At 62.8% G+C, this 26073-nt stretch carries 23 protein-coding genes and 1 pseudogene; 19 read left to right on the forward strand and 5 right to left on the reverse strand.

Annotated elements, in window-relative coordinates:
* Positions 1-50 precede the first annotated feature (50 nt).
* From argS to EOB49_RS10245, 12 genes and pseudogenes are all read left to right on the forward strand, one after another.
* Positions 51-1808, forward strand: coding sequence for an arginine--tRNA ligase (argS, locus tag EOB49_RS10190; protein WP_127380879.1), 1758 nt, complete (start codon positions 51-53; stop codon positions 1806-1808).
* 103 nt (positions 1809-1911) lie between these two features.
* A pseudogene (locus tag EOB49_RS10195) lies at positions 1912-5270 on the forward strand (SPOR domain-containing protein).
* 132 nt (positions 5271-5402) lie between these two features.
* On the forward strand, positions 5403-6422 hold the full coding sequence (gene nagZ / locus EOB49_RS10200; protein WP_127380880.1) for a beta-N-acetylhexosaminidase: 1020 nt from the start codon (positions 5403-5405) through the stop codon (positions 6420-6422).
* A 60-nt stretch (positions 6423-6482) separates the two neighbouring features.
* On the forward strand, positions 6483-7283 hold the full coding sequence (locus tag EOB49_RS10205) for a ScpA family protein (protein WP_050596706.1): 801 nt from the start codon (positions 6483-6485) through the stop codon (positions 7281-7283).
* The gene (scpB, locus tag EOB49_RS10210; protein WP_127320712.1) at positions 7280-8044 is read left to right on the forward strand and encodes an SMC-Scp complex subunit ScpB; all 765 of its coding nucleotides are present in this window, start codon (positions 7280-7282) and stop codon (positions 8042-8044) included. The genes EOB49_RS10205 and scpB overlap by 4 nt, the downstream gene beginning before the upstream one ends.
* 169 nt (positions 8045-8213) lie before the next feature.
* Positions 8214-8435: a twin-arginine translocase TatA/TatE family subunit gene (locus EOB49_RS10215; protein ID WP_023812188.1), complete on the forward strand. Its 222-nt coding sequence runs from the start codon at positions 8214-8216 to the stop codon at positions 8433-8435.
* Positions 8436-8464: 29 nt separating this feature from the next.
* On the forward strand, positions 8465-9265 hold the full coding sequence (gene tatB / locus EOB49_RS10220) for a Sec-independent protein translocase protein TatB (protein WP_127320713.1): 801 nt from the start codon (positions 8465-8467) through the stop codon (positions 9263-9265).
* Positions 9262-10137: a twin-arginine translocase subunit TatC gene (gene tatC / locus EOB49_RS10225; protein WP_127320714.1), complete on the forward strand. Its 876-nt coding sequence runs from the start codon at positions 9262-9264 to the stop codon at positions 10135-10137. The genes tatB and tatC overlap by 4 nt, the downstream gene beginning before the upstream one ends.
* 196 nt (positions 10138-10333) lie before the next feature.
* On the forward strand, positions 10334-11638 hold the full coding sequence (gene serS / locus EOB49_RS10230) for a serine--tRNA ligase (RefSeq protein WP_127380881.1): 1305 nt from the start codon (positions 10334-10336) through the stop codon (positions 11636-11638).
* Positions 11638-12396, forward strand: a complete 759-nt coding sequence (surE, locus tag EOB49_RS10235) for a 5'/3'-nucleotidase SurE (RefSeq protein ID WP_023812184.1) — start codon at positions 11638-11640, stop codon at positions 12394-12396. The genes serS and surE overlap by 1 nt, the downstream gene beginning before the upstream one ends.
* Positions 12393-13052: a protein-L-isoaspartate(D-aspartate) O-methyltransferase gene (locus tag EOB49_RS10240; RefSeq protein WP_127380882.1), complete on the forward strand. Its 660-nt coding sequence runs from the start codon at positions 12393-12395 to the stop codon at positions 13050-13052. The genes surE and EOB49_RS10240 overlap by 4 nt, the downstream gene beginning before the upstream one ends.
* A gap of 196 nt (positions 13053-13248) precedes the next feature.
* Positions 13249-14760 (forward strand): peptidoglycan DD-metalloendopeptidase family protein, encoded by a 1512-nt coding sequence (locus tag EOB49_RS10245; RefSeq protein WP_127380883.1) that lies wholly within the window; start codon positions 13249-13251, stop codon positions 14758-14760.
* Between the two features lie 113 nt (positions 14761-14873).
* Here EOB49_RS10245 and EOB49_RS10250 read toward each other — a convergent pair whose 3' ends face one another.
* Positions 14874-15764: an NAD-dependent epimerase/dehydratase family protein gene (locus EOB49_RS10250; RefSeq protein ID WP_127380884.1), complete on the reverse strand. Its 891-nt coding sequence runs from the start codon at positions 15762-15764 to the stop codon at positions 14874-14876.
* 112 nt (positions 15765-15876) lie between these two features.
* Here EOB49_RS10250 and EOB49_RS10255 point away from each other — a divergent pair, with 112 nt between their 5' ends.
* Positions 15877-16695 (forward strand): AraC family transcriptional regulator, encoded by an 819-nt coding sequence (locus EOB49_RS10255; RefSeq protein WP_127380885.1) that lies wholly within the window; start codon positions 15877-15879, stop codon positions 16693-16695.
* A gap of 39 nt (positions 16696-16734) precedes the next feature.
* Here EOB49_RS10255 and EOB49_RS10260 read toward each other — a convergent pair whose 3' ends face one another.
* Positions 16735-17610 carry an ATP-binding protein gene (locus tag EOB49_RS10260; protein WP_127380886.1) on the reverse strand — a complete coding sequence of 292 codons (876 nt, stop codon included), beginning with the start codon at positions 17608-17610 and terminating at the stop codon, positions 16735-16737.
* A 296-nt stretch (positions 17611-17906) separates the two neighbouring features.
* Between EOB49_RS10260 and yajC the strand changes: the two genes are divergently transcribed.
* The 6 genes from yajC (at position 17907) to EOB49_RS10290 (ending at position 23569) form a co-directional block, all read left to right on the forward strand.
* On the forward strand, positions 17907-18245 hold the full coding sequence (gene yajC / locus EOB49_RS10265) for a preprotein translocase subunit YajC (RefSeq protein ID WP_127270542.1): 339 nt from the start codon (positions 17907-17909) through the stop codon (positions 18243-18245).
* 51 nt (positions 18246-18296) lie between these two features.
* Positions 18297-20846, forward strand: coding sequence for a protein translocase subunit SecDF (gene secDF / locus EOB49_RS10270; protein ID WP_127380887.1), 2550 nt, complete (start codon positions 18297-18299; stop codon positions 20844-20846).
* Positions 20821-21264 carry an Mth938-like domain-containing protein gene (locus EOB49_RS10275; protein ID WP_164748856.1) on the forward strand — a complete coding sequence of 148 codons (444 nt, stop codon included), beginning with the start codon at positions 20821-20823 and terminating at the stop codon, positions 21262-21264. The genes secDF and EOB49_RS10275 overlap by 26 nt, the downstream gene beginning before the upstream one ends.
* A gap of 1 nt (position 21265) precedes the next feature.
* Entirely contained in the window at positions 21266-22108 is an 843-nt protein-coding gene (locus EOB49_RS10280; protein WP_127321635.1) for a phytoene/squalene synthase family protein, read from the forward strand.
* Positions 22109-22185: 77 nt separating this feature from the next.
* Positions 22186-22632 (forward strand): hypothetical protein, encoded by a 447-nt coding sequence (locus EOB49_RS10285; protein ID WP_127380888.1) that lies wholly within the window; start codon positions 22186-22188, stop codon positions 22630-22632.
* A complete protein-coding gene (locus EOB49_RS10290; RefSeq protein ID WP_206523080.1) occupies positions 22619-23569 on the forward strand; it encodes a sterol desaturase family protein in 951 nt (316 codons plus the stop codon). The genes EOB49_RS10285 and EOB49_RS10290 overlap by 14 nt, the downstream gene beginning before the upstream one ends.
* Positions 23570-23587: 18 nt before the next feature.
* On the opposite strand, the gene EOB49_RS10295 is transcribed toward EOB49_RS10290, so the two are convergent.
* The 3 genes from EOB49_RS10295 to trmFO all read right to left on the reverse strand — a co-directional run bounded on the left by EOB49_RS10295 (position 23588) and on the right by trmFO (position 25672).
* The gene (locus EOB49_RS10295) at positions 23588-23911 is read right to left on the reverse strand and encodes a type II toxin-antitoxin system RelE/ParE family toxin (RefSeq protein ID WP_127329489.1); all 324 of its coding nucleotides are present in this window, start codon (positions 23909-23911) and stop codon (positions 23588-23590) included.
* On the reverse strand, positions 23895-24185 hold the full coding sequence (locus EOB49_RS10300; protein WP_127380889.1) for a type II toxin-antitoxin system ParD family antitoxin: 291 nt from the start codon (positions 24183-24185) through the stop codon (positions 23895-23897). Before EOB49_RS10300 ends, EOB49_RS10295 begins: the two co-directional genes overlap by 17 nt.
* A gap of 74 nt (positions 24186-24259) precedes the next feature.
* Positions 24260-25672, reverse strand: coding sequence for a methylenetetrahydrofolate--tRNA-(uracil(54)-C(5))-methyltransferase (FADH(2)-oxidizing) TrmFO (gene trmFO, locus EOB49_RS10305; protein ID WP_127380890.1), 1413 nt, complete (start codon positions 25670-25672; stop codon positions 24260-24262).
* Between the last annotated feature and the right edge of the window lie 401 nt (positions 25673-26073).

The raw sequence follows: 26073 nt of genomic DNA on the forward strand, positions 1-26073 counted from the left end.
GAGCCGGATTCGCTGCAAAGCCGCCAGAGCCAGACCCCAGAGTCACACAAATGAACATCTTCGCCGATTTCACCGCGCGAATCATAAAAGCCGTCGAAGCGCTTGATCTGAAAGACAAAGACGGCGTTTCGCCTGACCTGTCGCGCATTGCCGTCGAGCCGCCGCGCGACGCCAGCCACGGCGACCTGGCGACCAATGCGGCGATGGTGCTGGCCAAGCCGACCGGCCAGAACCCGCGCGCGCTGGCCGAAAGACTGGCGCAGGCGCTGCGTGACGACAAGGATGTCGCGGCGACGGAAGTGGCCGGGCCCGGTTTCGTCAATCTCAGGCTGAAGGACGGCTTCTGGCAGGCACATCTGACCGCACTGCTCGGCGAGGGCCGCAGCTATGGCCGCTCGACGGTTGGCGGCGGCAGGAAGACCAATGTCGAATATGTCTCGGCCAATCCGACCGGGCCGATGCATGTCGGCCATTGCCGGGGTGCTGTCGTCGGCGACGCGCTTGCCAATCTGATGGCCTTCGCCGGCTACGACGTGACCAAGGAATATGTCATCAACGACGCCGGCTCGCAGATCGACGTGCTCGGCCGTTCCGCATTCCTGCGTTACCGCGAAGCGCTGGGCGACGATATCGGCGAAATACCTGCCGGTCTCTATCCCGGCGATTACCTGGTGCCTGTCGGCCAGGCGCTGGTCGCGGAATTCGGCCGCTCGCTTCTGCAGATGCCCGATGACGAGGCGCTCGCCATCGTCAAGGATCGCACCATCGACGCGATGATGGCGATGATCCGCGAGGACCTTGCGATGCTCAACGTGCATCACGACGTGTTCTTCTCCGAGCGCACGCTGCACGCCGACAAAGCCAGGAAGATCCGCTCTGCGATCAACGATCTGACGCTGAAGGGCCATATCTACAAGGGCAAGCTGCCGCCGCCCAAGGGCGAGAAGCCCGACGATTGGGAGGATCGCGAGCAGACGCTGTTCCGCTCGACCGCGGTCGGCGACGACATGGACCGGGCGCTGGTCAAGTCCGATGGCTCGTTCACCTATTTCGCCGCCGACGTCGCTTATCTCAAGGACAAGGTCGATCGCGGTTTCGTCGACCTGATCTATGTGCTCGGCGCCGACCATGGCGGCTACGTCAAGCGGCTGGAGGCCCTGGCGCGGGCGATTGCCGGCGACGAGGTGAAGCTCACTGTCCTGCTGTGCAATCTGGTCAAGCTGTTTCGCGAGGGCGAACCGGTGCGCATGTCGAAGCGGTCGGGCGATTTCGTGACGTTGCGCGAAGTGGTGGAGGAGGTCGGTCGCGACGCGATCCGCTTCATGATGCTCTACCGCAAGAACGATGCGCCCCTGGATTTCGACTTCGCCAAGGTGACCGAGCAGTCCAAGGACAATCCGGTGTTCTATGTCCAGTACGCCTCGGCGCGCTGTCATTCGGTGTTCCGGCAGGCGAGCGAGCAACTGGGCGAAGCCAATTTCGACCGCAACAGCCTGGCGTCGGCCGCGGCATTGCTGACCGACGAGGGCGAGATCGGCCTGATCCGCAAGCTTGCCGAATACCCGCGGCTGATCGAGTCCGCCGCCCTTGCGCTCGAGCCGCATCGGCTGGCATTTTACCTCTATGATCTGGCCTCCAGCTTCCACGGACACTGGAACCGTGGCACGGATAATCCGGACTTACGTTTTGTTAAGGTTAACGACCGACAATTGACGCATGCCAGACTAGGGCTGGTGCAGGCTGTTTCGGACGTTTTGACGTCCGGCCTGACGTTGATCGGAGCCGCCGCGCCCACCGAAATGCGTTAGGTTTGACTAAATAACCTGTCACCTTTTGCCCACATTGCGCTGGTAAGGGCCAACCCTACGCGACGTCCATGGCGTCCGAATGAGTGCGAGTTCGGGAACAATAATGGCAGACAGAACCCAGCTGAGAGTAGCCGACAACAACGACATCGCTGACGATGATCCGTTCGCGGAACTGACCAGGATCATGGGATTCGACCCGCGCCAGCCGGTCAGGCCGCAATCGCCCGCCCAGCCGCAGGCCCCAGCCGCCGATCACGGGCTCGAAGAGGGCGATTTCGATATCGATCTCGAGAAAGAAATGATGGGCGAGTTCGGCGCTGACGACAGCGACGCCGCTCCGGTTGTTCAGGCTCATGAGCCGACCTTCGTGCATGAGCCGGCATTCGAAGCGGCTGACGCCAGCGCGATGGACGATGAGCTTTCGGTGTCGCTCGACAACGATTTCCAACTGGACATGGCTGAGATAGACGATCACGTCGCGGGCGCCAGCCATGCGGTCGCAGCTGAAGCGGCGCCGTCCGTCGAGCCGGCTTTCGCGTCTGATTTTGACGATGCCGTCGCCGGTTCGCTTGAGGACGTCTCTCCCTTCGAGGACGATCATTCGATGGCGGACGAGCTGGCCATTTCGCTCGACCAGGATCTCCGGATCAATGAGGAAGCCGAAGAGGCCCAGTACGCTGAAGAGGCCCAGTACGCCGTTGCCGACACGCCCGCTTCTATCGAGCCAGTTGCCTCCGATGAACATTTCGACGATGCGGTGGCAGTCTCGCTTGAAGACGAGCTGGTGCTCGACGACCATTCGGCGGCCGAACAGTCATCCATGGCCGCCGAGCCCGTCGAGTATCCCATGCCGGAGCAGGCGGCGCGTGACGGGCATGCAATCTCCGATGAGAGCTTTGCCGGCCATTTCGACGACGCGATGGCTGATGTCGACATGGATTTCGACGTTCGCGCGGATGAGCCGAATGCCTTCGACGAGCCGCACGCGCATGATGCGCTTGTCGATATCACTGACGCGAACGGCGATATTCCCATCCCTGAAGGCATGTCGGACGATGCTTTCGACCTAAGTTTGGACGACGCGTTTGCCGAAACGGCCGAAGAGCCGGTCGCCGAGGTTGCTGCCGCTACGGTCCAGCCGGCGGCGCCAGAGGCTCATGTTGCGCCGGCGGCGCATGCCCCGGCCGCGGACGAACGGAGCCTGGAAGACGAGTTGAATGCGCTGCTGGGTGCCATGACGGCACGCACGGCGCCGGTGGCCAGTGAGCCCGTCACGGCTCAGCCGGCTGTCGCCGCCCTGCCGCCTGTTGCCGAGCCCGCCGAGGAACCGGCCGATCTTGTCGGCGACCTCGACTGGGATCTTGACGAACCCGCGCCTGAGCAGGACCGGCATGTTGGCACGGCCCAAGCGGCCGATGCGGATATTGACGACCTTATGCTTGATGAACTCCAGGATACGACTTGGCACACGGCTGGCGATGTCGATTTCGACGATGATGCGTTCGACGCGGCTTTGCCCAAGGATTTTGATCCGCGTGACGAAGCCGCTGACCGGGACAATTCGGCGGATTCTCTCGATTGGCTTGCGGAGCGTTCCCAACCGGCAGAGCCGACGCGTTCGTGGAGCCGCGTGACGCCCGTTCCGCAGCAGCCGTCATTCAGTGCTCAGCCTGCGTTTGCTCAGCCGGCCGCTTCGGTGGCATCCGTGGCCGCCGCGCCGGCAGTCGCCGCCAGACGTCCTACCGTTCGTCCGAGCCGGTCGAGGCGGTGGCTCCCGCTGCCCCGGTGTCGGCGCCCCAATCGCGCCAGCCTGCGCATTACGAAGACATGCCCGACGTCGAAACGGTCGATGTACCCGAGCGTGTCGTCGCGCTGGCCGACGATCTCGATATTCCCGAACTGCACTTCGAGGAAGACCAGCCGGCGTCGTCTGGCTACGACGATCTCGATGCGGAGTTCTCCAGCCTTCTCTCCGAGATGAACGCGGTGGAGGTCGCTCCTGTTCCCACGAGCAATGTGGCCAGCGCGTCTTACGATGATGACTCCTATGCCGCGGGCTTCAAGCCGGGCTATGACAGCGTCAAGCCGGCATATGACGGGGTCAAGCCGGGCTATGACGGGGTCAAGCCGGGCTATGAGCCGGAAGCGCGGACCTATGCCGCGCGGCCGATGGACATGTCCGCCCGCGCGGCGGCGCCCACGGGTTATGCCGACGCCTCCGGCTTCGACCTCGACGGCCTGCCAGGGAGCCAGCCGGTTTCGCAAGCCGATGATTTTACTGTCGATGAACTCGACTACGATCCCGAACTCGACGAGGCTATGGCTGTTCCGGGTCTCGGCGAGCGTGAGGCCGGGAGGCCGACGCGCGGACGCGGACTGTTCATCGCCGCGATTGTCGGCGCGGTCGCGGTCGCAGGCGGTCTCGGGGCCTTTGCGCTGTCCTTTGGCGGCAAGGGCGGCAGCGAAGCGCCTGTCATCGTCAAGGCCGACAACGCGCCGATCAAGGTCAAGCCGGAGAATCCGGGCGGCGCCGTGGTGCCCAATCAGGACAACAAGGTCTACGACGCGGTCAGGGGCGCCAAGCCAGCCGAGCCGGTCCAGGAAAAGCTGGTCACCAACGTCGAAGAGCCAGTGGACGTCCAGGCGAAAGATCCGGCCCGCGCCATCGACCTTTCGCCGGACCAGAATGCAGCCGCCGCTGGAACCGATGTCGGCAATGCCGCGCCGATGGCCGGCGCCGCTTCGGCCGACAACGCTTCTGCCGACAATACGGCGCCCGCGCCCAAGTCCGAGGACCGCATTGCGCAGGTGCTGCAGGATGCCGACAAGGGCACCAATGCCGATGTCGTCGCCGTTGCGCCGCGCAAGGTGAGGACCATGGTGGTCAAGTCGGACGGTTCGCTGGTGCCGCGTGAAGATCCGGCAGCGCCGCTAGTGGCCGCCACCGAGCCGGTCGATCCGGCGCCGCAGCATGTTGCTCCGGCGGCGCAAGCCGACGCGGACCAGACCGGCACCGTGGCGCCTGCCGCCGCCCAGGCGGACGACGAGCCGGCCCTCAAGCCGGTCGCCAAGCCGAAAGCCGAGGCCCAATCGGCGAACACGCCGGCAAAGGTTCCGCTCGCGCCGCAGCGTCCGTCCGACCAGCCGGTCGATGTTGTCGGCGAGGTCAAGCCCGATCAGGTTGCGTCCATAGATCCCGCATCGACCGCGGCCGGCGGTGGCTCGTGGTCGATGCAGATCGCCTCGCAGCCGACCGTCGAAAGCGCCCAGTCCAGCTATCAGGATCTGCAGCGCCGCTATGGCAGTGTGCTTGCCGGGCGTACCGCCAACATCGTCAAGGCCGAGATCGCCGGCAAAGGCACGTTCTACCGCGTGCGCGTTCCGGCCCAGTCACGCAATGACGCGATCAATTTGTGCACCAGCTACAAGGCCGCCGGCGGCAACTGCTTCGTCTCGCGCTAAAGCCGGGGCCAACCATCAAAAGCCGGCGCGGTCCACCGCGCCGGCTTTTTTCATGGGGAAAGCAGATCCGGCGTTATCCCGGATGAGTCCCTGGCGATTCCCTTTGATCGCACAAAGCCCTAAACTGCCGACATGACCGAATCAAAATCCATGATCCTCGGCTGTGCCGGGAAATCGCTTACCCGCGAAGAAATCAATTTCTATCGCAATGAATGCCCGTGGGCCTTCATCCTGTTTGCGCGCAACATTGGCGAGACCGAACAGATCCGCGATCTGGTCTCCGAGATGCGGGACTGCATAGGGCGTCCGGACGCGCTGGTGTTCATCGATCAGGAAGGCGGCCGTGTGCAGCGCTTGCGACCGCCGCTGGCACCGAACTATCCCGCCGGCGGCGCGCTCGGCGCGCTGTGGCGCGACGATCATGATGCCGGCGCCCGCGCGGCCTGGCTGATGGCGCGGCTGCATGCCTTCGACCTGCTGCGCTACGGCATCACAGCCGATTGCCTGCCGGTGCTCGACGTGCCGATCGAAGGCGCCAGCGATGTCATCGGCGCGCGGGCCTATGGCAAGGATCCGCGACCGGTGATCGAGCTCGGCCGCGCAGCCGCGGAAGGGCTGATGTCGGGCGGCGTGCTGCCGGTCATGAAGCATATTCCGGGCCATGGACGTGCCTTTGCCGACACGCATTTCGAACTGCCGGTGGTCAATGCCTCGCTCAGCGATCTGCAGCGGCATGATTTCGCCCCGTTCAAGGAGCTTAGCCATCTGCCGATGGCGATGACAGCCCATGTCGTCTACAGCGCGATCGACCCCAACAATCCGGCGACCACCTCCGGCAAGGTCATCGACGAGATCATCCGGCGCGAAATCGGCTTCGACGGACTGCTGATGAGCGACGACACCTCGATGAAGGCACTTTCTGGGGATTTCCCGACAAAGGCGGCCTCGATCCTTGCGGCGGGCTGCGATCTGGTCCTTCACTGCAACGGCGTTTTCGAGGAGATGGCGGGCATCGCATCGCGCACCACGGGGCTTGAGGGCACGTCGTTGGAGCGCGCCAAGCGGGCGCTGACCTATATAAAGAACCGTGACACGGTCGAAGAAACCGAAATACGTGCCGAATTCGCCACCTACTTCGATGCGGTGGCATAGCAAAGGGAAAGTGACGGAGTGGCGGAGACATTGGAAAGCAAGGCCTCGAAGGCCGCACCGATGGACCGTCTGTGGGCCGAGAATGACGATTCACGCGTTACCGGCGACCCGTCGCTGGTTGTCGACGTGGCCGGCTTCGAAGGTCCGCTCGATCTTCTGCTGCATCTTGCCCGCACCCAGAAGGTCGATCTGGCTCGCATTTCGATCCTGGCGCTGGTCGAGCAATATCTGACCTTTGTCGAGACGGCGAGGGCGCTCAGGCTGGAGCTTGCCGCCGACTATCTGGTGATGGCGGCGTGGCTGGCCTTCCTCAAGTCCAAGCTCCTGATCCCCAAGCAACCCGGCGACGAGGGCGAAAGCGGTGAGGAACTGGCGGCGGTGCTGCAGTTCCGCCTGAAGCGGCTGGAAGCCATGCGCGACGCCTCGGCGCGTCTGGTCAACCGCAACCGGCTCGGCCGCGATGTGTTCGCGCGCGGCATGCCGGAAATGGTCATCGTCGAAAAGCGTAACGCCTATTCGGCCTCGCTCTACGATCTCTTGACCGCCTATGCCCAGCAACGCCAGAAGCAGGCGATCAACAATGTGACGATCGCCAGGCGCGGTGTCTGGTCGCTCAAGGATGCGCGCGACATCCTGACCCGCCTGGTCGGGGCTGCAAGCGACTGGACGGCGCTGGAAAGTTTTCTGATCGCATACATGACCAGCCCCGAGGAGCGGCGCACGGCAATCGCCAGTTCTTTTGCGGCAACATTGGAACTGGTGCGCGACGGCACGATGGACGTGCGGCAGGATCAGACGTTCGCGCCGATCTACCTGCGCGGGCGCACGCAGGCAATCAAGGCAGTCGAGGTGGCATCATGAGCGAAAGCGCCAACGCTTCGGTTATCCCGTTCAAGGTCGGCGATGCACCCGAAGAGGAGTCGCTTTCCCGGGATCCGGCCGAGCAGCTACAGAACCCGGCCGAGCGGCTGTATCTGGCCGAGGCCGTGCGCATGGCCGAGGCGATCGTGTTCGCCAGCGCCGAACCCGTCAGCGAAAAGCAGCTCGCGGCACGCCTCCCTGACGGCATCAACATTGCCCTGGCCATGGCCGAGCTGCAGCAGATCTATGCGCGGCGTGGCGTCAATCTGGTGCGTGTCGGCGACGCCTGGGCGTTCCGCACCGCCGGCGACCTGGCTTTCCTGATGAGCCGCGATACCGTCCAGCAAAGGAAGCTCTCCCGCGCGGCTCTCGAAGTGCTGGCGATCATTGCCTATCACCAGCCGGTGACGCGTGCCGAGATCGAGGACATCCGCGGCGTCGAAACCTCGAAAGGTACGCTCGACACGCTGCTGGAAACGGAATGGGTGCGCATGCGCGGCCGGCGAAAGACGCCCGGACGCCCTGTGACCTACGGTACGACGGAGACCTTCCTCGACCATTTCGCGCTGGAAGAGATTCGCGATCTTCCTGGCATGGAGGAACTGAAGGGGGCTGGACTGCTTTCGGGCCGCATGCCGTCGAATTTCTCCATTCCGCAGCCGCCGGCCGATCCCGACGCATTGACCGACGACGAGGATGCGCTGACCGACATCGATCTCGAGGAACTCGGCCTGCTGACGCCGCGCGTCACGGAAGATTGACTGGCATTGGCGGCCAACTTGATGAGGATGCGCGGATTCGTAGCGGGCGTTCCCGTCGAAAATGCGTGACATCCGTCACCCTTTCATAAACTCTGTCGCAGTTGTGTTTGAATCCCAACGCGAAAACGCATAGATCATCGCCAGGGAAAACATTCGAGAGAGATTTGCTATGGGTTCATTTTCGATTTGGCATTGGCTGATCGTGCTGGTGATCGTGCTTTTGGTGTTCGGCCGCGGCAAGATTCCCGAGCTGATGGGCGATATGGCCAAGGGTATCAAGAGCTTCAAGAAGGGCATGGCCGACGACGAGGTTGCCGAAGACAAGCGCACCGTCGAACATCGTGCCGACGAGACCGTTGCGGCCGCGAAGGAAAAAGCCAGCAAGAGCTGAGCCCAAGGTTCTAGTCGGAACAGAGTGCCATGTTTGAAGTCGGCTGGACCGAAATGCTGGTCATCGCGATCGTCATGATCGTGGTCGTCGGACCCAAGGATTTGCCCAATATGCTGCGCACCTTCGGCCGCACGACGGCGAAGCTGCGCGCCATGGCGTCCGATTTCCAGAAACAGTTCAACGAGGCGCTGAAGGAAGCCGAGCTCGACGACGTCAAGAAGTCCGTCGACGAGCTCAGGGGCATGAGCCCGATGGCTGAGATCAGGAAGCAGCTCAATCCGTTCGAACAGGCCGCGGCCGACGTTCGCTCCGGCGTCGATGCGGCGATGAAGCCGAAGCCGGCAGCCGATCCGGCAAGCTCTGTCGCTTCGACCCCGCAAGCGGCCGAGCCGTTGAAGAACGGTGCAACGACCATGCCTGGCGTCAACGGGCCGGAAGCAGCGCCAGCAGCGCCGGTTTTTCCGGCAATGACCGACGAATCGGTGGTGACCTCGTCGGCGCCGGCGGAACGCGTTGCGGCGCCGAAGGCGTCGGCGGCGAAGAAACCAACCAAGCCTGCGCCGGCAAAAGCGACGCCGGCTGCAAAAGCTTCGGCAAATGGTGCAAAGGTTGCCGCGAAGGCAGCGTCTGCGTCCAAGACGCAGGCGAAGGCCATGACGGCGGCACAGCCTGAAGCGCCCAGGGCCAAGACGCCCGCTGAGGCCAAGGCTGTCGCGGCCAAAGCCGTGGCGACCAAGACTGTAGCGACCAAGATGGGGGCGAAAGCCGAACCGAAGCTTGCAGCGGTGAAGAAGCCGGTGGCCAAGAAGACGGCTGGAGCCGCCAAGTGAGCGTTTCGGACACCGAAAAGGACGAGATCGAGAAATCGTCGGCGCCGCTGATGGAGCATCTGATCGAGTTGCGCCGGCGGCTGATCTGGTCGCTGGGCGGCTTCTTCGTTGCCTTCCTGGTCTGTTTCTTCTTCGCCAAGAAACTGTTCAACCTCCTGGTCGTGCCGTTCAAATGGGCGACGCAATGGGCAGGGCTCGATCCGCACAAGGTCGAGCTGATCTACACGGCGCCGCAGGAATTCTTCTTCACCCAGGTCAAGCTCGCCATGTTCGGCGGCATGGTGATCGCCTTTCCGCTGATCGCCACGCAGATCTACAAGTTCATCGCGCCCGGCCTGTACAAGAACGAGCGCAACGCCTTCCTGCCGTTCCTGATCGCATCGCCGATCCTGTTCCTGATGGGCGCATCGCTGGTCTATTTCTTCTTCACGCCGATGGTGATGTGGTTCTTCCTCGCCATGCAGCAGGCCGGCACCGACGATCAGGTGCAGATTTCGCTGCTGCCGAAAGTGTCGGAATATCTCAGCCTGATCATGACGCTGATCTTCTCCTTCGGCCTGGTGTTCCAGCTGCCGGTGGTGACCAGCCTGATGACACGGGTCGGCATGCTCTCGTCCAAGGGACTGGCCGAGAAGCGCAAATGGGCGATCGTCATTGCCTTCGTCGTCGCGGCGATACTGACGCCGCCCGATCCGATGAGTCAGATCGGCCTGGCCATCCCGACCATCCTTCTCTACGAGGTGTCCATCTGGGCTGCCCGGCTGATCGAGCGCGATCGGGAAAAGCAGCGCGTGGCACGCGAGAAGCAGGACGCGGCGGAAGAGGTGGCGGACAAAGCACCGGACGAGCCCCCGGCACCTGCCTCCTCATAGGCGACAGAGCGGCTGCAGCGGCGGAAAAACACAGTCGTCGCCCCGTCCTCTTGCATCGATCTCGGATGCGGTTTACGCCCTCTGGCTGAAACGCATCGCGCTCAAAGCGATGCGTTTCAGTTTTGTTTTGAGCATGTCGTTGTCCCAAATCGCTGTGCACTTTTGGGCGACATGCTACCCAGGAGCGTTTCAAACCATGCTTGACATCAAATGGATTCGCGACAACCCGAAGGCCCTTGTCGAGGCGCTGGTGAAGCGCTCGTGGTCGGCCGGTGAGGCGCAGTCCATGGTCGACGGGCTGATCGCCTCGGACGAGGCCCGGCGCGAGCACGTCACCGAGCTGCAGACCAAGCAGGAGCGCCGCAATGCCGCGTCGAAGGAGATCGGCAACGCCATGCGTTCGGGCGATGCCGCCTTGGCCGAGAAGCTGAAAGCCGAAGTCGGCGAGATCAAGGTCTTCATCCAGAACGGCGAGGCGCGCGAACGCGAGCTCGACAAGGCGCTGACCGATGCGCTGGCAGTGCTTCCCAACGTGCCGTTCGACGACGTGCCTGTCGGCAAGGACGAGCACGACAATGTCGTCAAGCACCTCGTCGGCAAGGTGCCGACGCGGCCGAACTGGGTGAAGGAGCACTTTGAGATCGGCGAAGCGCTCGGCATGATGGATTTCGAGCGCGCGGCAAAGCTGTCGGGCTCGCGCTTTACGGTGCTGAAAAGCGGACTGGCCCGGATGGAACGTGCGCTCGGCCAGTTCATGCTGGACCTGCATACGACCGAACATGGCTACGAAGAAGTCATCCCGCCGTTGATGGTCAAGGACGATGTTCTGTTCGGCACCAACCAATTGCCGAAGTTCGAGGAAGATCTGTTCTTCGCGCCGCACGGGGAGGGCAGGCTTGGCCTGATTCCCACCGCCGAGGTCCCACTCACCAACCTTGTGCGTGAAGAAATCACCGCGCATGAAAAACTGCCGCTGCGCTATACCGCGCTGACGCCGTGCTTCCGCTCGGAAGCGGGTTCGGCCGGGCGCGACACGCGCGGCATGCTGCGCCAGCATCAGTTCTACAAGGTCGAGCTGGTGTCGATCACCGATCAGGAGTCGTCACTTGCCGAGCACGAGCGGATGACGCAATGCGCCGAGGAAGTGCTGAAGCGGCTCGGCCTGCCGTTCCGCACCATGACGCTGTGCACCGGCGACATGGGCTTTGGCGCGCGCAAGACCTACGATATCGAGGTCTGGTTGCCCGGCCAGAACGCCTATCGTGAGATCTCGTCCTGCTCGGTGTGCGGCGATTTCCAGGCGCGCCGCATGGACGCGCGCTACAAGGACAGAGACGGCAAGGGCAACCGCTTCGTCCACACCCTCAACGGCTCGGGCACAGCCATTGGCCGCGCGCTCATCGCCGTCATCGAAAACTACCAGAACGAGGATGGCAGCGTAACCATTCCTGAAGTGCTGCGGCCTTACATGGGCGGCCTGGAAAAGATCGAAGCGAAATAATGCGTATCCTCCTGACCAATGACGACGGCATTCATGCCGAGGGCCTGGCGTCGCTCGAACGCGTCGCGCGCACGCTGTCCGACGATGTCTGGGTGGTGGCGCCCGAGCAGGACCAGTCCGGCTACGCGCATTCGCTGTCGATCTCGGAGCCGCTGCGGCTGCGCAAGATCGGCGAGAAGCATTTTGCCGTGCGCGGCACGCCGACGGATTGCGTCATCATGGGCGTCAAGAAAATCCTGCCTGGCGCACCCGACCTGATCCTGTCCGGCATCAATTCGGGCGCCAATATCGCCGATGACGTCACCTATTCGGGCACCGTCGCCGGCGCCATGGAAGGCGCGCTGCTCGGTATCCGCTCGATCGCGCTCAGCCAGGGCTACAGCTATGTCGGCGAAGATCGCGTCGTGCCCTACGAGACGACAGAGGTGCTGGCGCCGGCGCTGCTGAAGAAACTTGTCGCGACGCCGTTGCCGGACGGCGTGCTGCTCAACGTCAATTTTCCCAATTGCACGCCCGAAGAGGTCGCCGGCACGGTGGTCACCACGCAAGGCAAGCTCGTGCACTCCCTGTGGGTCGACGAGCGCCGCGACGGGCGCGGCCTGCCATACTACTGGCTGCGCTTCGGCGGCGAGCCGGTCGAAGGCAAGCAAGGCACCGATCTCTACGCCTTGCGCAACAGGCTGGTGTCGGTGACGCCGCTGCAGCTCGATCTGACCGCGCATGAAATCCGTGACCAATTGAGCAAGGCGCTTGCATGAACCAGGGCCTCCCGATCGATGACCGTGAAGGTTTTGCTGCCTTTCTGCTGCGTCTGCGCGGTCGGGGGACTGTGCCGAAAGCGCTGATCGCGGCCTTCGAGGCGACGCCGCGGCGCGGCTTCCTGGCGGCCCAGTTCCATCAGATCGCCTGGTCGGACCGTATGCTGCCGATCGAATGCGGCGAGGCGATCGAAGGTGCCGATATGCAGGCGGCGGTGATCGCGGCGCTCGCTATCGAGCAGGGCAACCGCGTGCTCGAGATCGGTACCGGTTCGGGCTACACCTCGGCGGTGATGTCGCGGCTGGCGGCGCGGGTCATCACCACCGATCGCTACAAGACGCTCGCCGAGCAGGCCAGGCAGCGCTTCGAGGCGCTCGGCATCGGCAATGTTATCGTGCGCCACGCCGATGGTTCCGGTGGCCTGCCGAATGAAGGGCCGTTCGATCGCATCGTTGCATGGGCGTCCTTCGACAGCCTGCCGCGTTTCCTGCTGGACCAATTGTCGAGTGGCGGCATCGTCATCGCGCCGATCGGCCCCGAAGAGGGCGAACAGGTGCTGGCCAAGCTGACCAAGGTCGGCAGCCGCTTCGAGCGTGAAGACATCGGCCTCGTTCGCCTGCAGCCGATCCTGCGCGGTGTCGCCGCTATCATCTAGCGCGTATGCCGATGATCAGGCCGCGCCGCGTCGGGTGCGTCTTCGACCCCGGCCGGCATGACCTGAAAATCTCCCCTGGGCTCGCTCTCTAATATTTTAAGAAAAATTGCGCCGGATTCCATGGGGTTAACCGTCGAGTAACATTAACGCGCTTTAATCATGCCTAGTTTGTACCGGGTATGTGCGGGTTAGTGCGATGCAACTCAGTGTTTTGAAGACAAGCGGTCGCAATCTGGCGCGAGGCTGCGCCATACTGATGGTCGCGGGTGCTGCTGCGGGGTGCAGTTCCCAGGTTTCGCGGTTCAATGGCGTCGACGACGTCTTTACATCCTCGACCAACAATCAGCGCACCATCATCAACAAGCAGGATGCCGTACAGCAGCCCTATCCGGGCGATGTCGCCGCCGCTCCGATCGATGGTAGCCATACACAGTCGGTCAGTCGCTCCAGCCTCGATCCGGTCTCGACGCGGCCGCTGCCGCCGCCCGTTGCCCAGGCTCCCGAAGTGGCGCCGGTATCGAAGCCGGTGCGCACCGCATTGGCCCCCGCACCGCATGTCGACAGGACCACGACCGGCACCGTCGCCCCAGTGGCATCGCCTTTCAAGGTTTCGCAACCTGACGAACCCCGCGTGGCTGCTTCCGGCACTCCGCACGCAACCGAGATCGTCGTCAGGGACGGCGAAACGATCGGCGGCCTGGCGCAGCGCTACAAGGTGCCGTCCGACGTGATCATGAAGGTCAACGGGCTGAGCGCGACCAAGGGGCTGAAGACCGGCCAGAAGCTGGTCATCCCGGCCTACGCCTATTCGAGCAAGAGCGAGCCGAAGCTCGCGGATGCCAAGCCGGCGAAAGACACCAAGCACAACCTGCCGGCCACTGCGCCGGACAAAGTCGCCGTCCTGCCGCAGCAGCCGAAGCCTAGGGAGGGCAAATCCACCGCTCAGGTCGACACGTCGGCCGCCGCGAGCCAGCCCAAGGAGCCCAAGCCGCAGGTAGCCGCGGCCAGGGCGACCAATGCAGCTGGCACCTATACGGTTCAGTCGGGCGACACGCTTTCCTCGATTGCCAGGAAAACCGGTGTCGGAGTCGTTGCCATCAAGCAGGCCAACGGCATGCAGGATGGCTTGCTCAAGATCGGCCAGACCCTGAAGGTGCCCGCCGGCGGAACCGCGACCGTCGCCGCCGCCAAGCCGGCCAAGGTCGATCCGGTGACGACGGCCACGACGCAGCCCGCGGCAAAGACCACGCCGTCGGAAACGCTGGCGTCCTACACGCCGCCGAAGAAGGATTCGAAGGTCATCCAGCAGGCCGAGGCCGACGATGCCGTCGCGCCTGACGCCACCGGCATCGGCAAGATGCGCTGGCCGGTGCGCGGTCGCGTGATCTCCGGTTTCGGCTCCGGCAAAGACGGCGTCGACATCGCCGTGCCCTCGGGCACACCGGTCAAGGCAGCCGAGAACGGTGTCGTCATCTATGCCGGCGACGGCCTCAAGGAATTCGGCAACACGGTGCTGGTGCGCCACGAGAATGGCCTAGTCACCGTCTACGGCCACGCCAGCTCGATCGAGGTGCAGCGCGGCCAGAAGGTCAAGCGCGGCCAGGAAATCGCGCTGTCGGGCATGAGCGGCACGACGGACTCGCCGAAGCTGCACTTCGAAGTGCGCAAGAACTCGGCCCCGGTCGATCCCTCGGGTTACCTCGAATAGAAGAAAAAAAGCAATTTGCGGGCCGTCTGACCTCCAGTCCGGCCCGCCGGCTCAGCCCGTTCCGAAAGGAGCGGGCTTTTTCAGTTTCAACGCGACGCGCCAGTCTTCAAGCTTCAAAGATGATCACGCAGAGTGTCGGCGATCATGACGTCAAGGCCGCTGGCCTTGATTCCGAGAAGCGTCTCCGCGTCGGAGGAATCGACCAGCAAGGGATTGTCGAAGAGATAGCTCATCTCGATGAGTTCATGCATGCCCAATGCTTCCATTTCGGGGATGGAATAGGAACGTGTTTCTGGAATTTCACGGTGAAGCATTGCCGCCGTCGTCAGGATGAGTTCCCGGGGTGAGGCGTGTTGCGATGGAACATGGAACGCCCGTCGCCATTCGGCCGTGTAGCGGGAAGCGGCGACCAGCGTCCTGGCCACGTCCTTCGTGAAGGACCAGGCATGAGTCGCGTCGAGGTTTCCAATGAAAGCAGTCGGTTTCCCCTCGATTATGGAGGGCAGCGCGACCAGTGAGAAAGAGCTGATCGCGCCATGTCCAAGATAATCGCTGGACCGCACTTCGACTGCCGGCACGTCCGCACGGACCGCCCGTTGCCACATGATCGTGCGGGCGGTCCCTTTCTTCGACGTCGGATCCAGAGACAGGTCGGAGTGAAGCGGACTATCGGCATGTTTCCCATAGCCATAGAGGTTTCCGAGAACCACAAGCTTCGCGCCGACCGCTTCCGCGGCACGCACGGTGCCGTCGATGATTGGAAAGAAGTCGGTCGGCCACCGGTGATAGGCGGCCATGGCACACATGAAAATGGCGTCGGCGTTTCGGCAGATACGCGCCAGTTCAACGGCATCGGTGGCATCGGCCTGCACCGCCCGGACGTTCCGCAACGCGTTTGAGCCGACACTCCGGCTCGTGAGAACGACGTCATGTCCTTCTTCGCCCAGAAGGCGCGCGGTCTCGTGCCCGACCGGGCCTGCTCCGACAACTACATAAAAACTCATGGCTAACCTCTCGTCCAAGCTCGATGGAGAGGCGTAGGTACATGTCCCCGGCATTGAAAATCGCGCGGGAATTGCCAATTCTTGGACAGGTTTTGCCAGGAAGCGAGAGAGCATGCATTCGCAGTCTGTTCCGGCCCGATTTCCGCCCGACGTCACAATGGCCTTCTGGCATATCGAAGCGGGCGTCCATCGTCTCTCCAGGGCGGCCCATCATCGCATCATGGTGCATGCAAGCGCGGCGACGCGTTCCTACTGCAATGAGGTTGGTCGATATTTCGTGAGGCGCGCTGGCGATATTGACCTGGTGCCCGCTGGCCAAGAGGGCGGCTTCGAGACCGAAACCCCGTTCGACACGATCGAGATCGCGTTACAACCAGCCCTGATGGAAAGGGTGGCGGCTGAGCTAGGTGGCAAGGCGCGCGCGTTGCCGCTCGACACACGTCATCTGCTTCGTGATCAGCGCATCCAACATCTCGCCCGTGCACTCGAAAGCGATCTCGGCGCAAACTCACCGAGTGGATCTTTGTTTGCCGACAGCATTGGCGCCGCTCTGGCGGTGAGGTTGCTCGGTCTTGAGAATTCCGATGTCGAGCGAACAAACCGGTTGTCAGATGCCCAGCTCAAGCGCGTGTTGGAGCATATCGAAGCTGGCTTGCACGAGCCCCTTTCAATCCAGCGATTGAGCCGAGTTGCCGGGGCGAGCAGCTCGCACTTGCGGGCTTGGTTCAAGGCGGCGACGGGCGTCACCCTGCACCGCTACGTGGTGCGACGTCGCGTCGAACGCGCACGCGCCTTGCTGGAGCGAGGCGATCTCAGCACAAGCGAGGTGGCGGAATTGACGGGCTTTGCGCACCAGTCACATCTGGCGCACTGGATGCGCCGCGAGATCGGCCAAACGCCGCGTGATTTGCGCCGGGCGCAGCCCAAATGATCTTGTCATTGGATGGCGTTGGCGACGCCACCCAACGTGTCAGTCCTTCAGCGGTTTGCCGAGCCGTCCAGCCAGGTCCTGGGTGAACTGCCAGGCGACGCGGCCCGAGCGGCTGCCGCGGGTGGTCGCCCATTCCAGTGCTTCGGCGCGCAGTTGGTCGGAATCCATGACAAGGCCATGGTGCCTGATATAGCCGTCGATCATGTCGAGATATTCGTCCTGCGAACATTTGTGGAAGCCGAGCCACAGCCCGAAGCGATCGGACAGCGACACCTTTTCCTCCACCGCCTCGGACGGGTTGATGGCGGTCGAGCGCTCATTGTCGATCATGTCGCGGGGCAAAAGATGCCGGCGGTTCGAAGTGGCATAGAAGATGACATTGACTGGCCGACCCTCGACGCCGCCTTCGAGCGCTGCCTTTAGCGATTTGTAGGAGGTGTCGTCATGGTCGAAGGAGAGGTCGTCGCAAAACAGGATGAAGCGGAAGGGGGCCGCCTTGAGCAGGCCCATCAGCTTCGGCAGCGTGTCGATGTCCTCGCGGTGAATTTCGATCAGCTTCAGCGGCAGGTCGGACTTGGTCTTGGCGTTGATCTCGGCATGCACGGCCTTGACCAGCGACGATTTGCCCATGCCGCGCGCGCCCCACAACAACACATTGTTGGCCGGATACCCGGCGGCGAAGCGTTCGGTGTTGTCGACAAGGATGTCGCGGACACGGTCGACGCCACGGATCAGGCCGATGTCGACGCGGTTAACCCTGCGCACCGGCTCCAGATAGCCCGGATCGGCCTGCCAGACGAAGCAATCGGCCTCGCCGAGGTCGGTTTGGGGCACCGGCGGCGGGGCGAGGCGGCTCACCGCCTCGATCAGCCGGTCGAGTTTCTGGTTCAGGGCTTCAATGCTGCTGTCGGTCATGTCTGTCTTTTGTTTCGCGGTTTCGACATTTGGGAGCGTGAACGTGCCCGATTCCCTCTGATCCAAAACCGGTGGCAACCTTTTGTTCGAGCGTGATCTCTGGCAAACGGTTTCCGTTTGTCTGAGAAAACCGGCTCGCGCTTTTCGCGATCATGCTCTAACACGGCTCAACAGGCCGTAAAAGCAGCCGATTTGGCCGGCCGCGCAGTTGCATTGACAACTTTACCGACTATATTCCGGCCAAATTTCAAGGGCCGCCAAATTGGCTGCTGTTTTCAAAAATCAGGAGTACCTCGATGTTCGTGACACCGGCATACGCCCAAGGCGTCGGCGCTTCTCCCGACATGTTCATCAGCATTTTGCCCTTTGTCCTGATTTTCGTGATCATGTATTTTCTGATCATCAGGCCGCAGCGCACGCAGCTGAAGAAGCGCGGCGAGATGCTGGCGGCTGTCCGTCGCGGCGACACGGTCGTCACCGGCGGCGGCTTCGTCGGCAAGGTGACCAAGGTGATCGACGACAACGAGCTCGAGATCGACCTCGGTAACGGCTTGAAGGTGACGGCGCTGCGCTCGACGATCGCCGATGTGCGCGTCAAGGGCGAGCCGGTGGCCAACCAAAACGCCAAGAAATAATCCAATTTTAGGCGGAGCGATCCGCGGACACGCTCTGACGGACGACGCCATATGCTGTATTTTTCGCGCTTCAAGATGATCCTGATCTGGGTGGCCGTGGCCATCACAGTGATCCTCGCCGCGCCCAACCTGTTCTCCGCCAGCACGCTGGCGCAATTGCCCAGCTGGGTGCCGAAGCGGCAGATGACGCTCGGCCTCGACCTGCAGGGTGGTTCGCACATCCTGCTGGAAATGAACCAGAACGATCTGATCAAGGATCGGCTGGAGACGACGCGCGACGAGATCCGCACGCTGCTACGCGACGCCAAGATCGGCTATACCGGCCTTGCCGGCACGGGGCGGACCCTGCAGGTCCGCATCACCGATCCCGCCCAGATCGATGCCGCCAAGACGGCGCTGAAGACGCTGACCGATCCGGTCGCTGCCGGCCTGTTCACCGGCGGCTCCGTCCAGGAAATGACGCTCGACGATTCCGAGCCCGGCCTGCTCAAGTTCAACGTCACCGACGCCGGCATCAAATACCGCACGTCGACCGCGCTGACGCAGTCGATCGAGGTGGTCGAACGCCGCGTCAACGAACTCGGCACCACCGAACCGATCGTGCAGCGGCAGGGCGACGACCGTATCCTTGTCCAGGTGCCGGGTCTTCAGGACCCGCAGAGACTGAAAGAAATCCTCGGCCAGACCGCCAAGCTGACCTTCCAGATGGTCGACCAGTCGATGCCGGTGCAGGACGCGCTCAATGGCCGTCCGCCCGCCGGCTCGTCGGTGCTGTATTCGCAGGACGATCCGCCGGTTCCGTATCTGATCGAAAATCGCGTCATCGTCTCGGGCGAAAACCTCGTTGACGCACAGGCGACATACAATTCGCAGAACAACGAGCCGGTGGTGTCGTTCCGCTTCGATTCGAAAGGGGCGGCGCGCTTCGGTCAGGCCACGGCGCAGAACGTCGGCAAGCTGTTCGCCATTATCCTCGACAATCAGGTGATATCGGCGCCGCAGATCCGCGAGCCGATCCTCGGCGGCACCGGCCAGATTTCCGGCAATTTCACCGCCCAGAGCGCCAATGACCTTGCGGTGCTGCTGCGCGCCGGTGCGTTGCCCGCAACGCTGACGGTCATCGAAGAACGCACGGTGGGTCCGGGCCTTGGCCAGGATTCGATCCATGCCGGCAAGGTCGCCGGCATCATCGGTTCTATCCTCGTCGTCGCCTTCATGTTCGTCGGCTACGGCTTCCTCGGCTTCCTCGCCAACATCGCGCTGGCGGTGCACGTGGCGATGATCGTCGGCGTGCTCTCGTTGCTTGGCGCTACGCTGACCTTGCCTGGTATCGCCGGTATCGTACTGACCATCGGCATGGCGGTCGATTCCAACGTGCTGATCTATGAACGTATTCGCGAGGAGCGACGCGCCGGCCGCTCTGTGATCCAGGCGATCGATACCGGTTTCACCAAGGCGCTAGCGACCATCGTCGATTCCAACATCACTTCGCTGATCGCCACCGTAGTGCTGTTCTATCTCGGTACCGGGCCGGTGAAGGGCTTTGCCATCACCTACGCCATCGGCATCCTGACCACGGTCTTCACCGCCTTCACCTTCACCCGCCTGCTGGTCTCGATCTGGCTGCGCCGGGCTCGCCCGAAGGAATTGCCGAAGGCGCCGGTGACTTTCGTTCCACCCGGCACCAAGATCCCCTTCATGGGCATCCGTCGCTGGACCTTTACGCTCTCCAGCGCACTGTCGATCCTGTCGGTGGTGCTGTTCATGACCGTTGGCATCAATTACGGCATCGACTTCAAGGGCGGTTCGCTGATCGAGGTGCAGGCCAAGAGCGGCAATGCCGACCTCGCCGACCTCCGTGCGCGGCTGACCGAGCTCAACATCGGCGAAGTTCAGGTGCAGCAGTTCGGTACGCCGAACGACGTGCTGATCCGCGTCGGGACGCAGGATGGTGGCGAGAATGCCGAGCAGACCGTCATCGACAAGGTGCGTGGCGAGCTGCAGGACAATTACGATTTCCGCCGCGTCGAAGTGGTCGGACCGACCGTTTCTGGCGAGCTTGCCAAGCAAGGCACGATCGCCATGCTGATCGCGCTGCTTGGCATCCTGGTGTATGTCTGGTTCCGCTTCGAATGGCAGTTCGCGGTCGGCGCCATCGTGGCGACTGTGCACGATGTGGTCATGACGCTCGGCTTCTTCGTCATCACCGGACTGGAGTTCAACCAGTCATCGCTGGCGGCGATCCTGACGATCATCGGCTATTCGCTGAACGATACGATCGTGGTCTATGACCGTGTTCGAGAGGATTTGCGAAAATACAAGCGCATGCCGCTGCCGCAGCTGTTGAACAACGCCATCAACGAGACGCTGTCGAGAACGACGCTGACTTCGGTGACGACGATCCTGGCGCTGCTGGCGCTGGTGCTGTTCGGCGGCGAGGTGATCCGCTCGTTTACGATGGCCATGCTGTTCGGCGTCGTCTTCGGCACCTATTCGTCTATCTTCATCGCCGCACCGCTGCTGATCCTGTTCAAGCTGAGGCCGCAGGCTTCGGCCGACGAGGAGAAGCCGGTCAATGGCGGCAAGGCGGTCGCGACCTGACGCGCCGCCCCGAAGGGGTATAGCGGTGACCGGCAAAGGCATCGTCATCCGCGAGGCGCATTTTCCGGGCCGCGCGCCGATCGAAGCCTATGGCAATGGCGGGTTCCGCTTTGCCGACATGTCGCATCGCGGTTCGCTCATGTGCCTGCCATCCGGCATCCATGGCTGGGAACCGGCTGATCCTCTGGTGCTGACGGTGGCGGATTTCGACAAGCTGCTGGCTGAGGCCGGCAAGGTCGAGATCCTGCTGGTCGGCATGGGCAGGGATCTCCGGCCATTGCCCGCCGCACTGCGAGCCGCGCTGAAGGCTGCCGGCATTGCGTCCGACCCGATGTCGACCGGTGCCGCGGTACGGACCTACAATGTCCTTCTGGCGGAAGAGCGCGCCGTGGCCGCCGCGCTCATCGCCGTCGATTGACATGTCCCAGAATGCCAAAATCGTCACGGACGCGGTGCGCGCCGCCGACCATGACCGCTATCTGACCGCGCTCTACGCGCCCGACGACAAGCGCGACGCGCTGTTTTCGCTCTACGCCTTCAATGCCGAGATCGCAGGAATCCGCGATCGCATCCATGAAGCGCTGCCGGGCGAGGTGAGGCTGCAATGGTGGCGCGATGTCATTGCCGCTGGCGGAGAAGCGGGCGCCGGCCATCCCACAGCCGAAGCCTTGAACGCCACGATAGCGACGTTCGGCCTGCCGAAGCCGGCCTTCGAGAACATGCTCGATGCACGCATCTTCGACCTCTATGACGACCCGATGCCGTCGCGCACTGACCTGGAAGGCTATTGCGGCGAGACTGCTGCCGCGATCATCCAGCTTGCGGCGATGGTGCTCGATCCCGTCGGGGCGCCGCGCTTTGCCGATCTGGCGGGCAGGGCAGGCTGTGCGCAGGCGATGACCGGCCTGTTGCTGCTGTTGCCGCTGCATCGCCGGCGCGGACAGTGTTTTGTCCCGGCCGATATTTTGGCGGCGGCGGGATCGTCGCCGGAAGAATTCATTGCTGGTGATGGCGGACCCGGCGCCAAACGCGCGGTGGCGGCGATGATGGCGCTGGCACGGGAACATCTTTCCGCCTTCGAGCAAGGCGCACCGACCTTGCCTGTCTCGCTGCGTCCGGCATTCCTGCCGCTCGCCCTGTCACGTGCCTACCTCGGCAAGATGGAGAATGGTTCGCCGCTCGAAGGCGTGGCGCGGCTGTCGGCCTTGCGCCGGCATTGGCTGCTGCTGCGTCGCGCGAGCAAGGGCTGGCCTGCGCTTTGACGTAAACGTCAATCGTGTTAAGACGTCCCCCGCGCCAAACTGTTGCCGAAGACAACAGGCCGGCCCGGAGGAGATGAATGAGCTTACCCATATTGGTGGCGATCGTTACCTTCGGCATCGCGCTGTCGGTTGCGGCGGTGCATTTCACCGGCGGCAGCAAGATAGCGACGCTCAGCAGTGCCAATCGCGCGGTGAGCCGATTCGCTGAGGATTTTCCCGACGAGATCGCGACGGTAGTCCGCCTGACAGCGGATGCCAGGACTGCGTTTCTGGATATCGGGCGAGGGCGCATCGGCATCGTTCACGGCATCGGCGATTGCTTTTTGACCCGCATCGTCACGCCTCAGGATGTCGCGGTTTTGAACACCGAAGATGCGAACACGGTCTCGTTCCGGCTCGCCGATTTTACCTGGAAGGGCGGCCGCTTCCACTTTGCCAGCTCAACGGATGCGCAGGGCCTGCTGGAAGCCTTGAGCCGCAACGTTCGAATTCCACTGCGGAGGCCGCGTGATGGACAGCTATAATTTCCCGCAAGTCACCCAACTGGCCATCCCGTTCTTTGTTGTCGCGATCCTGGTCGAACTTTGGCTGGTGCGCACCGGCCGCGCCAGAGGTTCGTTCGAAACGCGCGACACCTTGACCAGCCTGATGATGGGCACCGGCAATGTCGTTGCCGGGCTGCTGCTTGGCGTCGTGTCCTACTGGGCACTGCTGTGGCTCTGGCAATTCCGCGTCTTCGATCTCGGCCTCTCGGTCTGGGTGTTCCTGGCCGCCTTCCTGCTCGATGATTTGCGCTACTACGTCTATCACCGCATCGCGCACCGGGTGCGCTGGGTGTGGGCCGAGCACGTCAACCACCATTCCAGCCAGCACTACAATCTGTCGACGGCGCTGCGGCAAAGCTGGACCGGCCTGTTCACCTTCATGTTCGTTTTGCAGGCGCCGCTGGTGCTGCTCGGTTTCCACCCGGCGGCGATTGCCTTCACCTTCGGCTTCAACCTGGTCTGGCAATTCTGGATTCACACCGAGACCATCGGCAAGATGTGGGGCTGGTTCGAGTTCGTCTTCAACACGCCTTCGCACCACCGCGTCCACCACGCCACCAATCCGCGCTACCTCGACGCCAATTATGCCGGCACGCTGATCATCTGGGACCGCATATTCGGCACCTTCGTCGGGGAACTGGACGAGGACCGGCCGCGCTACGGCATCGTCAGGAACCTCGGCACCTTCAATCCGCTGAAAGTGGCATTCCATGAATGGATCGGCATGTTCCGGGACGCCTTTGCGCCTAGCCTGACCTTGAGCGATCGCCTGAACTATCTGATCAAGCCGCCGGGCTGGAGCCATGACGGCTCGCGCGAGACGTCGGAAAGCCTGAAGGCCGCCTATGTCAGGAGAAATCCTGATGAGGCCGGCAAGCCGGGGTTGCCGATAGCTGGTGTCGAGCCGGCCGAGTAACTTGTCGCCTCAGGATGGTTAGTGCGACCTGCCGTCGCGCATCAGCGTCTCATAGTCGCGACCGCCATAGAAGATGTTGACGATGCGGACGAAGTTATCGTCGACGATGTAAGCGATGACTGCAGAGTGCTCGAATGGAACTGTTCGCAATCCTGGCAGGATATCATCGCGGGAACGACCGCTGCGTGGTGCATTGCCGATATTCTGGCAGCGGTCTTCAATGCGCAAAGTAAACTTCAGCGCAACCTCAACGCTTCCGCCGGCGTCGACGATATGTCTGAAAATCTCGGCCAGATCATTTCTGGCATTTTCGCCGTATTCAATCTCAAGCCGCTGAATCATCGCCGCGGCTCGAATATTGAGCGGCGAGCTCCCTAAGATGGTCGCGAACCTTTTCCCCCGAATAGCCCGGCCTTGTGTCCTCGATCGACGCCTTCACCCGCGCTCTGATCGACGCCATACGCTCTGCATGTTCCTCTTCTTCGCGCTGGAAGGCGCGAAGGGCTGCACGGATGACTTCACTGGCCGAACCGAAGGAGCCGTCTTCGACCTTCTCCCGGATCATGCGCGCCATAGCGGGCGTGACGGTGACCGACAGTTTCTCGGCGGGTTCCATGGATGCCTCTCTTATGTATAAAGTAGAATATTATCCTACTTTATACATAAGATCCAATCAGAATGCGAAGTCGTCTATTCCGCGGCTTCGGCCGTTTGCGCAGCCAACCCCAGCCACTCCCTGCAATCAGCGCGCGCGCGCGAGGTGATGGCGTGCCTTTTGGCAACAGTCTTGTCCTTGCCGCGCATGCGTTTGCCCTCGGTCTTCGGGGCTTCGACGGGCGGGAACAGGCCGAAATTGACGTTCATCGGCTGGAAGGAGCGCTTGCCCGGCTCATCGTCGGACACGATGTGCCCGCCGGTGATGTGGTTGAGCAGGGCGCCGAAGGCCGTGGTCAGCGGCGGCAGGGACGGTGAGTGGCCGAGACGCTCGGCTGCGGCGAAGCGGCCGGCAAGCAGACCGATCGCGGCACTTTCGACATAGCCTTCGCAGCCGGTGATCTGGCCGGCGAAACGCAGGCCGGGCCGCGACTTCAGTTGCAGCGAAGCGTCCAGCAAGGTCGGCGAGTTGATGTAGGTGTTGCGGTGCAGGCCGCCGAGGCGGGCGAAATCGGCGTTTTCGAGACCCGGTATGGTGCGGAACACGCGCACCTGCTCGGCATGCTTCAACTTGGTCTGGAAACCGACCATGTTGTAGAGCGTGCCCAGCGCATTGTCCTGCCGCAGCTGCACCACGGCATAGGCCTTTACGGTCGGATTGTGCGCGTTGGTCAGCCCCATCGGTTTCATCGGCCCGTAGCGCAGCGTCTCGACGCCGCGCTCGGCCATGATCTCGATCGGCAGGCAGCCGTCGAAATAGGGCGTGCCTTCCCATTGCTTGAATTCGGTTTTCTGGCCGTCGACCAGCGCTTGCACGAAGGCAAGGTACTGGTCCTTGTCCATAGGACAATTGATGTAGTCCTTGCCGGTGCCGCCTGGCCCGACCTTGTCGTAGCGCGACTGGAACCAGCAGGTATCCATGTCGATCGTGTCGAAATGGACGATTGGCGCGATGGCGTCGAAGAAGGCGAGCGCATCGGCGCCGGTCGCTTCCGCGATCGACTGGGCAAGCCCGGGGGCGGTCAATGGGCCCGTGGCGACGATCGCCTGGTCCCAATCCGCCGGCGGCAGACCAGGCACTTCCTCGCGCTGGATGGTGATCAGCGGGTGTGCTTCGAGCTTTTTCGTCACTGCGTCGGCGAACCCGTCGCGATCGACGGCCAGCGCGCCGCCGGCCGGAACCTGGTTGGCGTCGCCGGCGCTCATGATCAACGAGCCGGCCAGCCGCATTTCGGCATGCAACAGGCCGACTGCGTTGTTGTCGGCATCGTCGGAGCGGAAGGAATTGGAACAGACGAGCTCGGCCAGGCTGTCGGTCTTGTGTGCATCGGTGCCGCGAACGGGCCGCATTTCATGCAGGATGACCGGAACGCCGGCCTGCGCTGCCTGCCAGGCGGCTTCGGAACCGGCGAGGCCGCCGCCGATGATATGGATGGGGTTTTTGCTCATGAGCGCCGGAATAATCGCTTGGTGCGGCGATTGCAATTGCCGTGCGCGGCAAACAGCTGCTGATGGGAGCGCCTCCTGAAAACGACAACACCCGCCGGGGGAGGAGGTCCGGCGGGTGTCGTTTTTGGGGTCGACCCTCGGGAGGAGGTGAAGGCCGACCATATTCGTCATCGCCGGGGAGGAGGTCGGCTTTGACGAAATTCCTTTCGCCATTTTTAGAAGGGGCGAAACCTCTGGAGCAAAATTCGTTTTACTCCGGGGAAAACAGCGCCCGCCGCGGGAGGAGGTGCAGCGGGCGCCGTTTTTGTGGCCAACCCTCGGGAGGAGGTGAAGGTCGGGCCTATTCGTCATCGCCGGGGAGGAGGTCGGCTTTGACGAAAACTCTTTCGCTGTCTGAAAAG

The organism is Mesorhizobium sp. M7A.F.Ca.MR.148.00.0.0 (genome assembly GCF_003997735.1).
Lineage (GTDB): Bacteria > Pseudomonadota > Alphaproteobacteria > Rhizobiales > Rhizobiaceae > Mesorhizobium.

Bases quoted from the DNA above. Each gene is read 5' to 3' on its own strand.
- argS (WP_127380879.1), top strand. From the start codon at position 51: ATGAACATCTTCGCCGATTTCACCGCGCGAATCATAAAAGCCGTCGAA.
- nagZ (WP_127380880.1), top strand. From the start codon at position 5,403: ATGACCGAATCAAAATCCATGATCCTCGGCTGTGCCGGGAAATCGCTT.
- EOB49_RS10205 (WP_050596706.1), top strand. From the start codon at position 6,483: ATGGACCGTCTGTGGGCCGAGAATGACGATTCACGCGTTACCGGCGAC.
- scpB (WP_127320712.1), top strand. From the start codon at position 7,280: ATGAGCGAAAGCGCCAACGCTTCGGTTATCCCGTTCAAGGTCGGCGAT.
- EOB49_RS10215 (WP_023812188.1), top strand. From the start codon at position 8,214: ATGGGTTCATTTTCGATTTGGCATTGGCTGATCGTGCTGGTGATCGTG.
- tatB (WP_127320713.1), top strand. From the start codon at position 8,465: ATGTTTGAAGTCGGCTGGACCGAAATGCTGGTCATCGCGATCGTCATG.
- serS (WP_127380881.1), top strand. From the start codon at position 10,334: ATGCTTGACATCAAATGGATTCGCGACAACCCGAAGGCCCTTGTCGAG.
- surE (WP_023812184.1), top strand. From the start codon at position 11,638: ATGCGTATCCTCCTGACCAATGACGACGGCATTCATGCCGAGGGCCTG.
- EOB49_RS10240 (WP_127380882.1), top strand. From the start codon at position 12,393: ATGAACCAGGGCCTCCCGATCGATGACCGTGAAGGTTTTGCTGCCTTT.
- EOB49_RS10245 (WP_127380883.1), top strand. From the start codon at position 13,249: ATGCAACTCAGTGTTTTGAAGACAAGCGGTCGCAATCTGGCGCGAGGC.
- EOB49_RS10250 (WP_127380884.1), bottom strand. From the start codon at position 15,764: ATGAGTTTTTATGTAGTTGTCGGAGCAGGCCCGGTCGGGCACGAGACC.
- EOB49_RS10255 (WP_127380885.1), top strand. From the start codon at position 15,877: ATGCATTCGCAGTCTGTTCCGGCCCGATTTCCGCCCGACGTCACAATG.
- EOB49_RS10260 (WP_127380886.1), bottom strand. From the start codon at position 17,610: ATGACCGACAGCAGCATTGAAGCCCTGAACCAGAAACTCGACCGGCTG.
- yajC (WP_127270542.1), top strand. From the start codon at position 17,907: ATGTTCGTGACACCGGCATACGCCCAAGGCGTCGGCGCTTCTCCCGAC.
- secDF (WP_127380887.1), top strand. From the start codon at position 18,297: ATGCTGTATTTTTCGCGCTTCAAGATGATCCTGATCTGGGTGGCCGTG.
- EOB49_RS10275 (WP_164748856.1), top strand. From the start codon at position 20,821: ATGGCGGCAAGGCGGTCGCGACCTGACGCGCCGCCCCGAAGGGGTATA.
- EOB49_RS10280 (WP_127321635.1), top strand. From the start codon at position 21,266: ATGTCCCAGAATGCCAAAATCGTCACGGACGCGGTGCGCGCCGCCGAC.
- EOB49_RS10285 (WP_127380888.1), top strand. From the start codon at position 22,186: ATGAGCTTACCCATATTGGTGGCGATCGTTACCTTCGGCATCGCGCTG.
- EOB49_RS10290 (WP_206523080.1), top strand. From the start codon at position 22,619: ATGGACAGCTATAATTTCCCGCAAGTCACCCAACTGGCCATCCCGTTC.
- EOB49_RS10295 (WP_127329489.1), bottom strand. From the start codon at position 23,911: ATGATTCAGCGGCTTGAGATTGAATACGGCGAAAATGCCAGAAATGAT.
- EOB49_RS10300 (WP_127380889.1), bottom strand. From the start codon at position 24,185: ATGGAACCCGCCGAGAAACTGTCGGTCACCGTCACGCCCGCTATGGCG.
- trmFO (WP_127380890.1), bottom strand. From the start codon at position 25,672: ATGAGCAAAAACCCCATCCATATCATCGGCGGCGGCCTCGCCGGTTCC.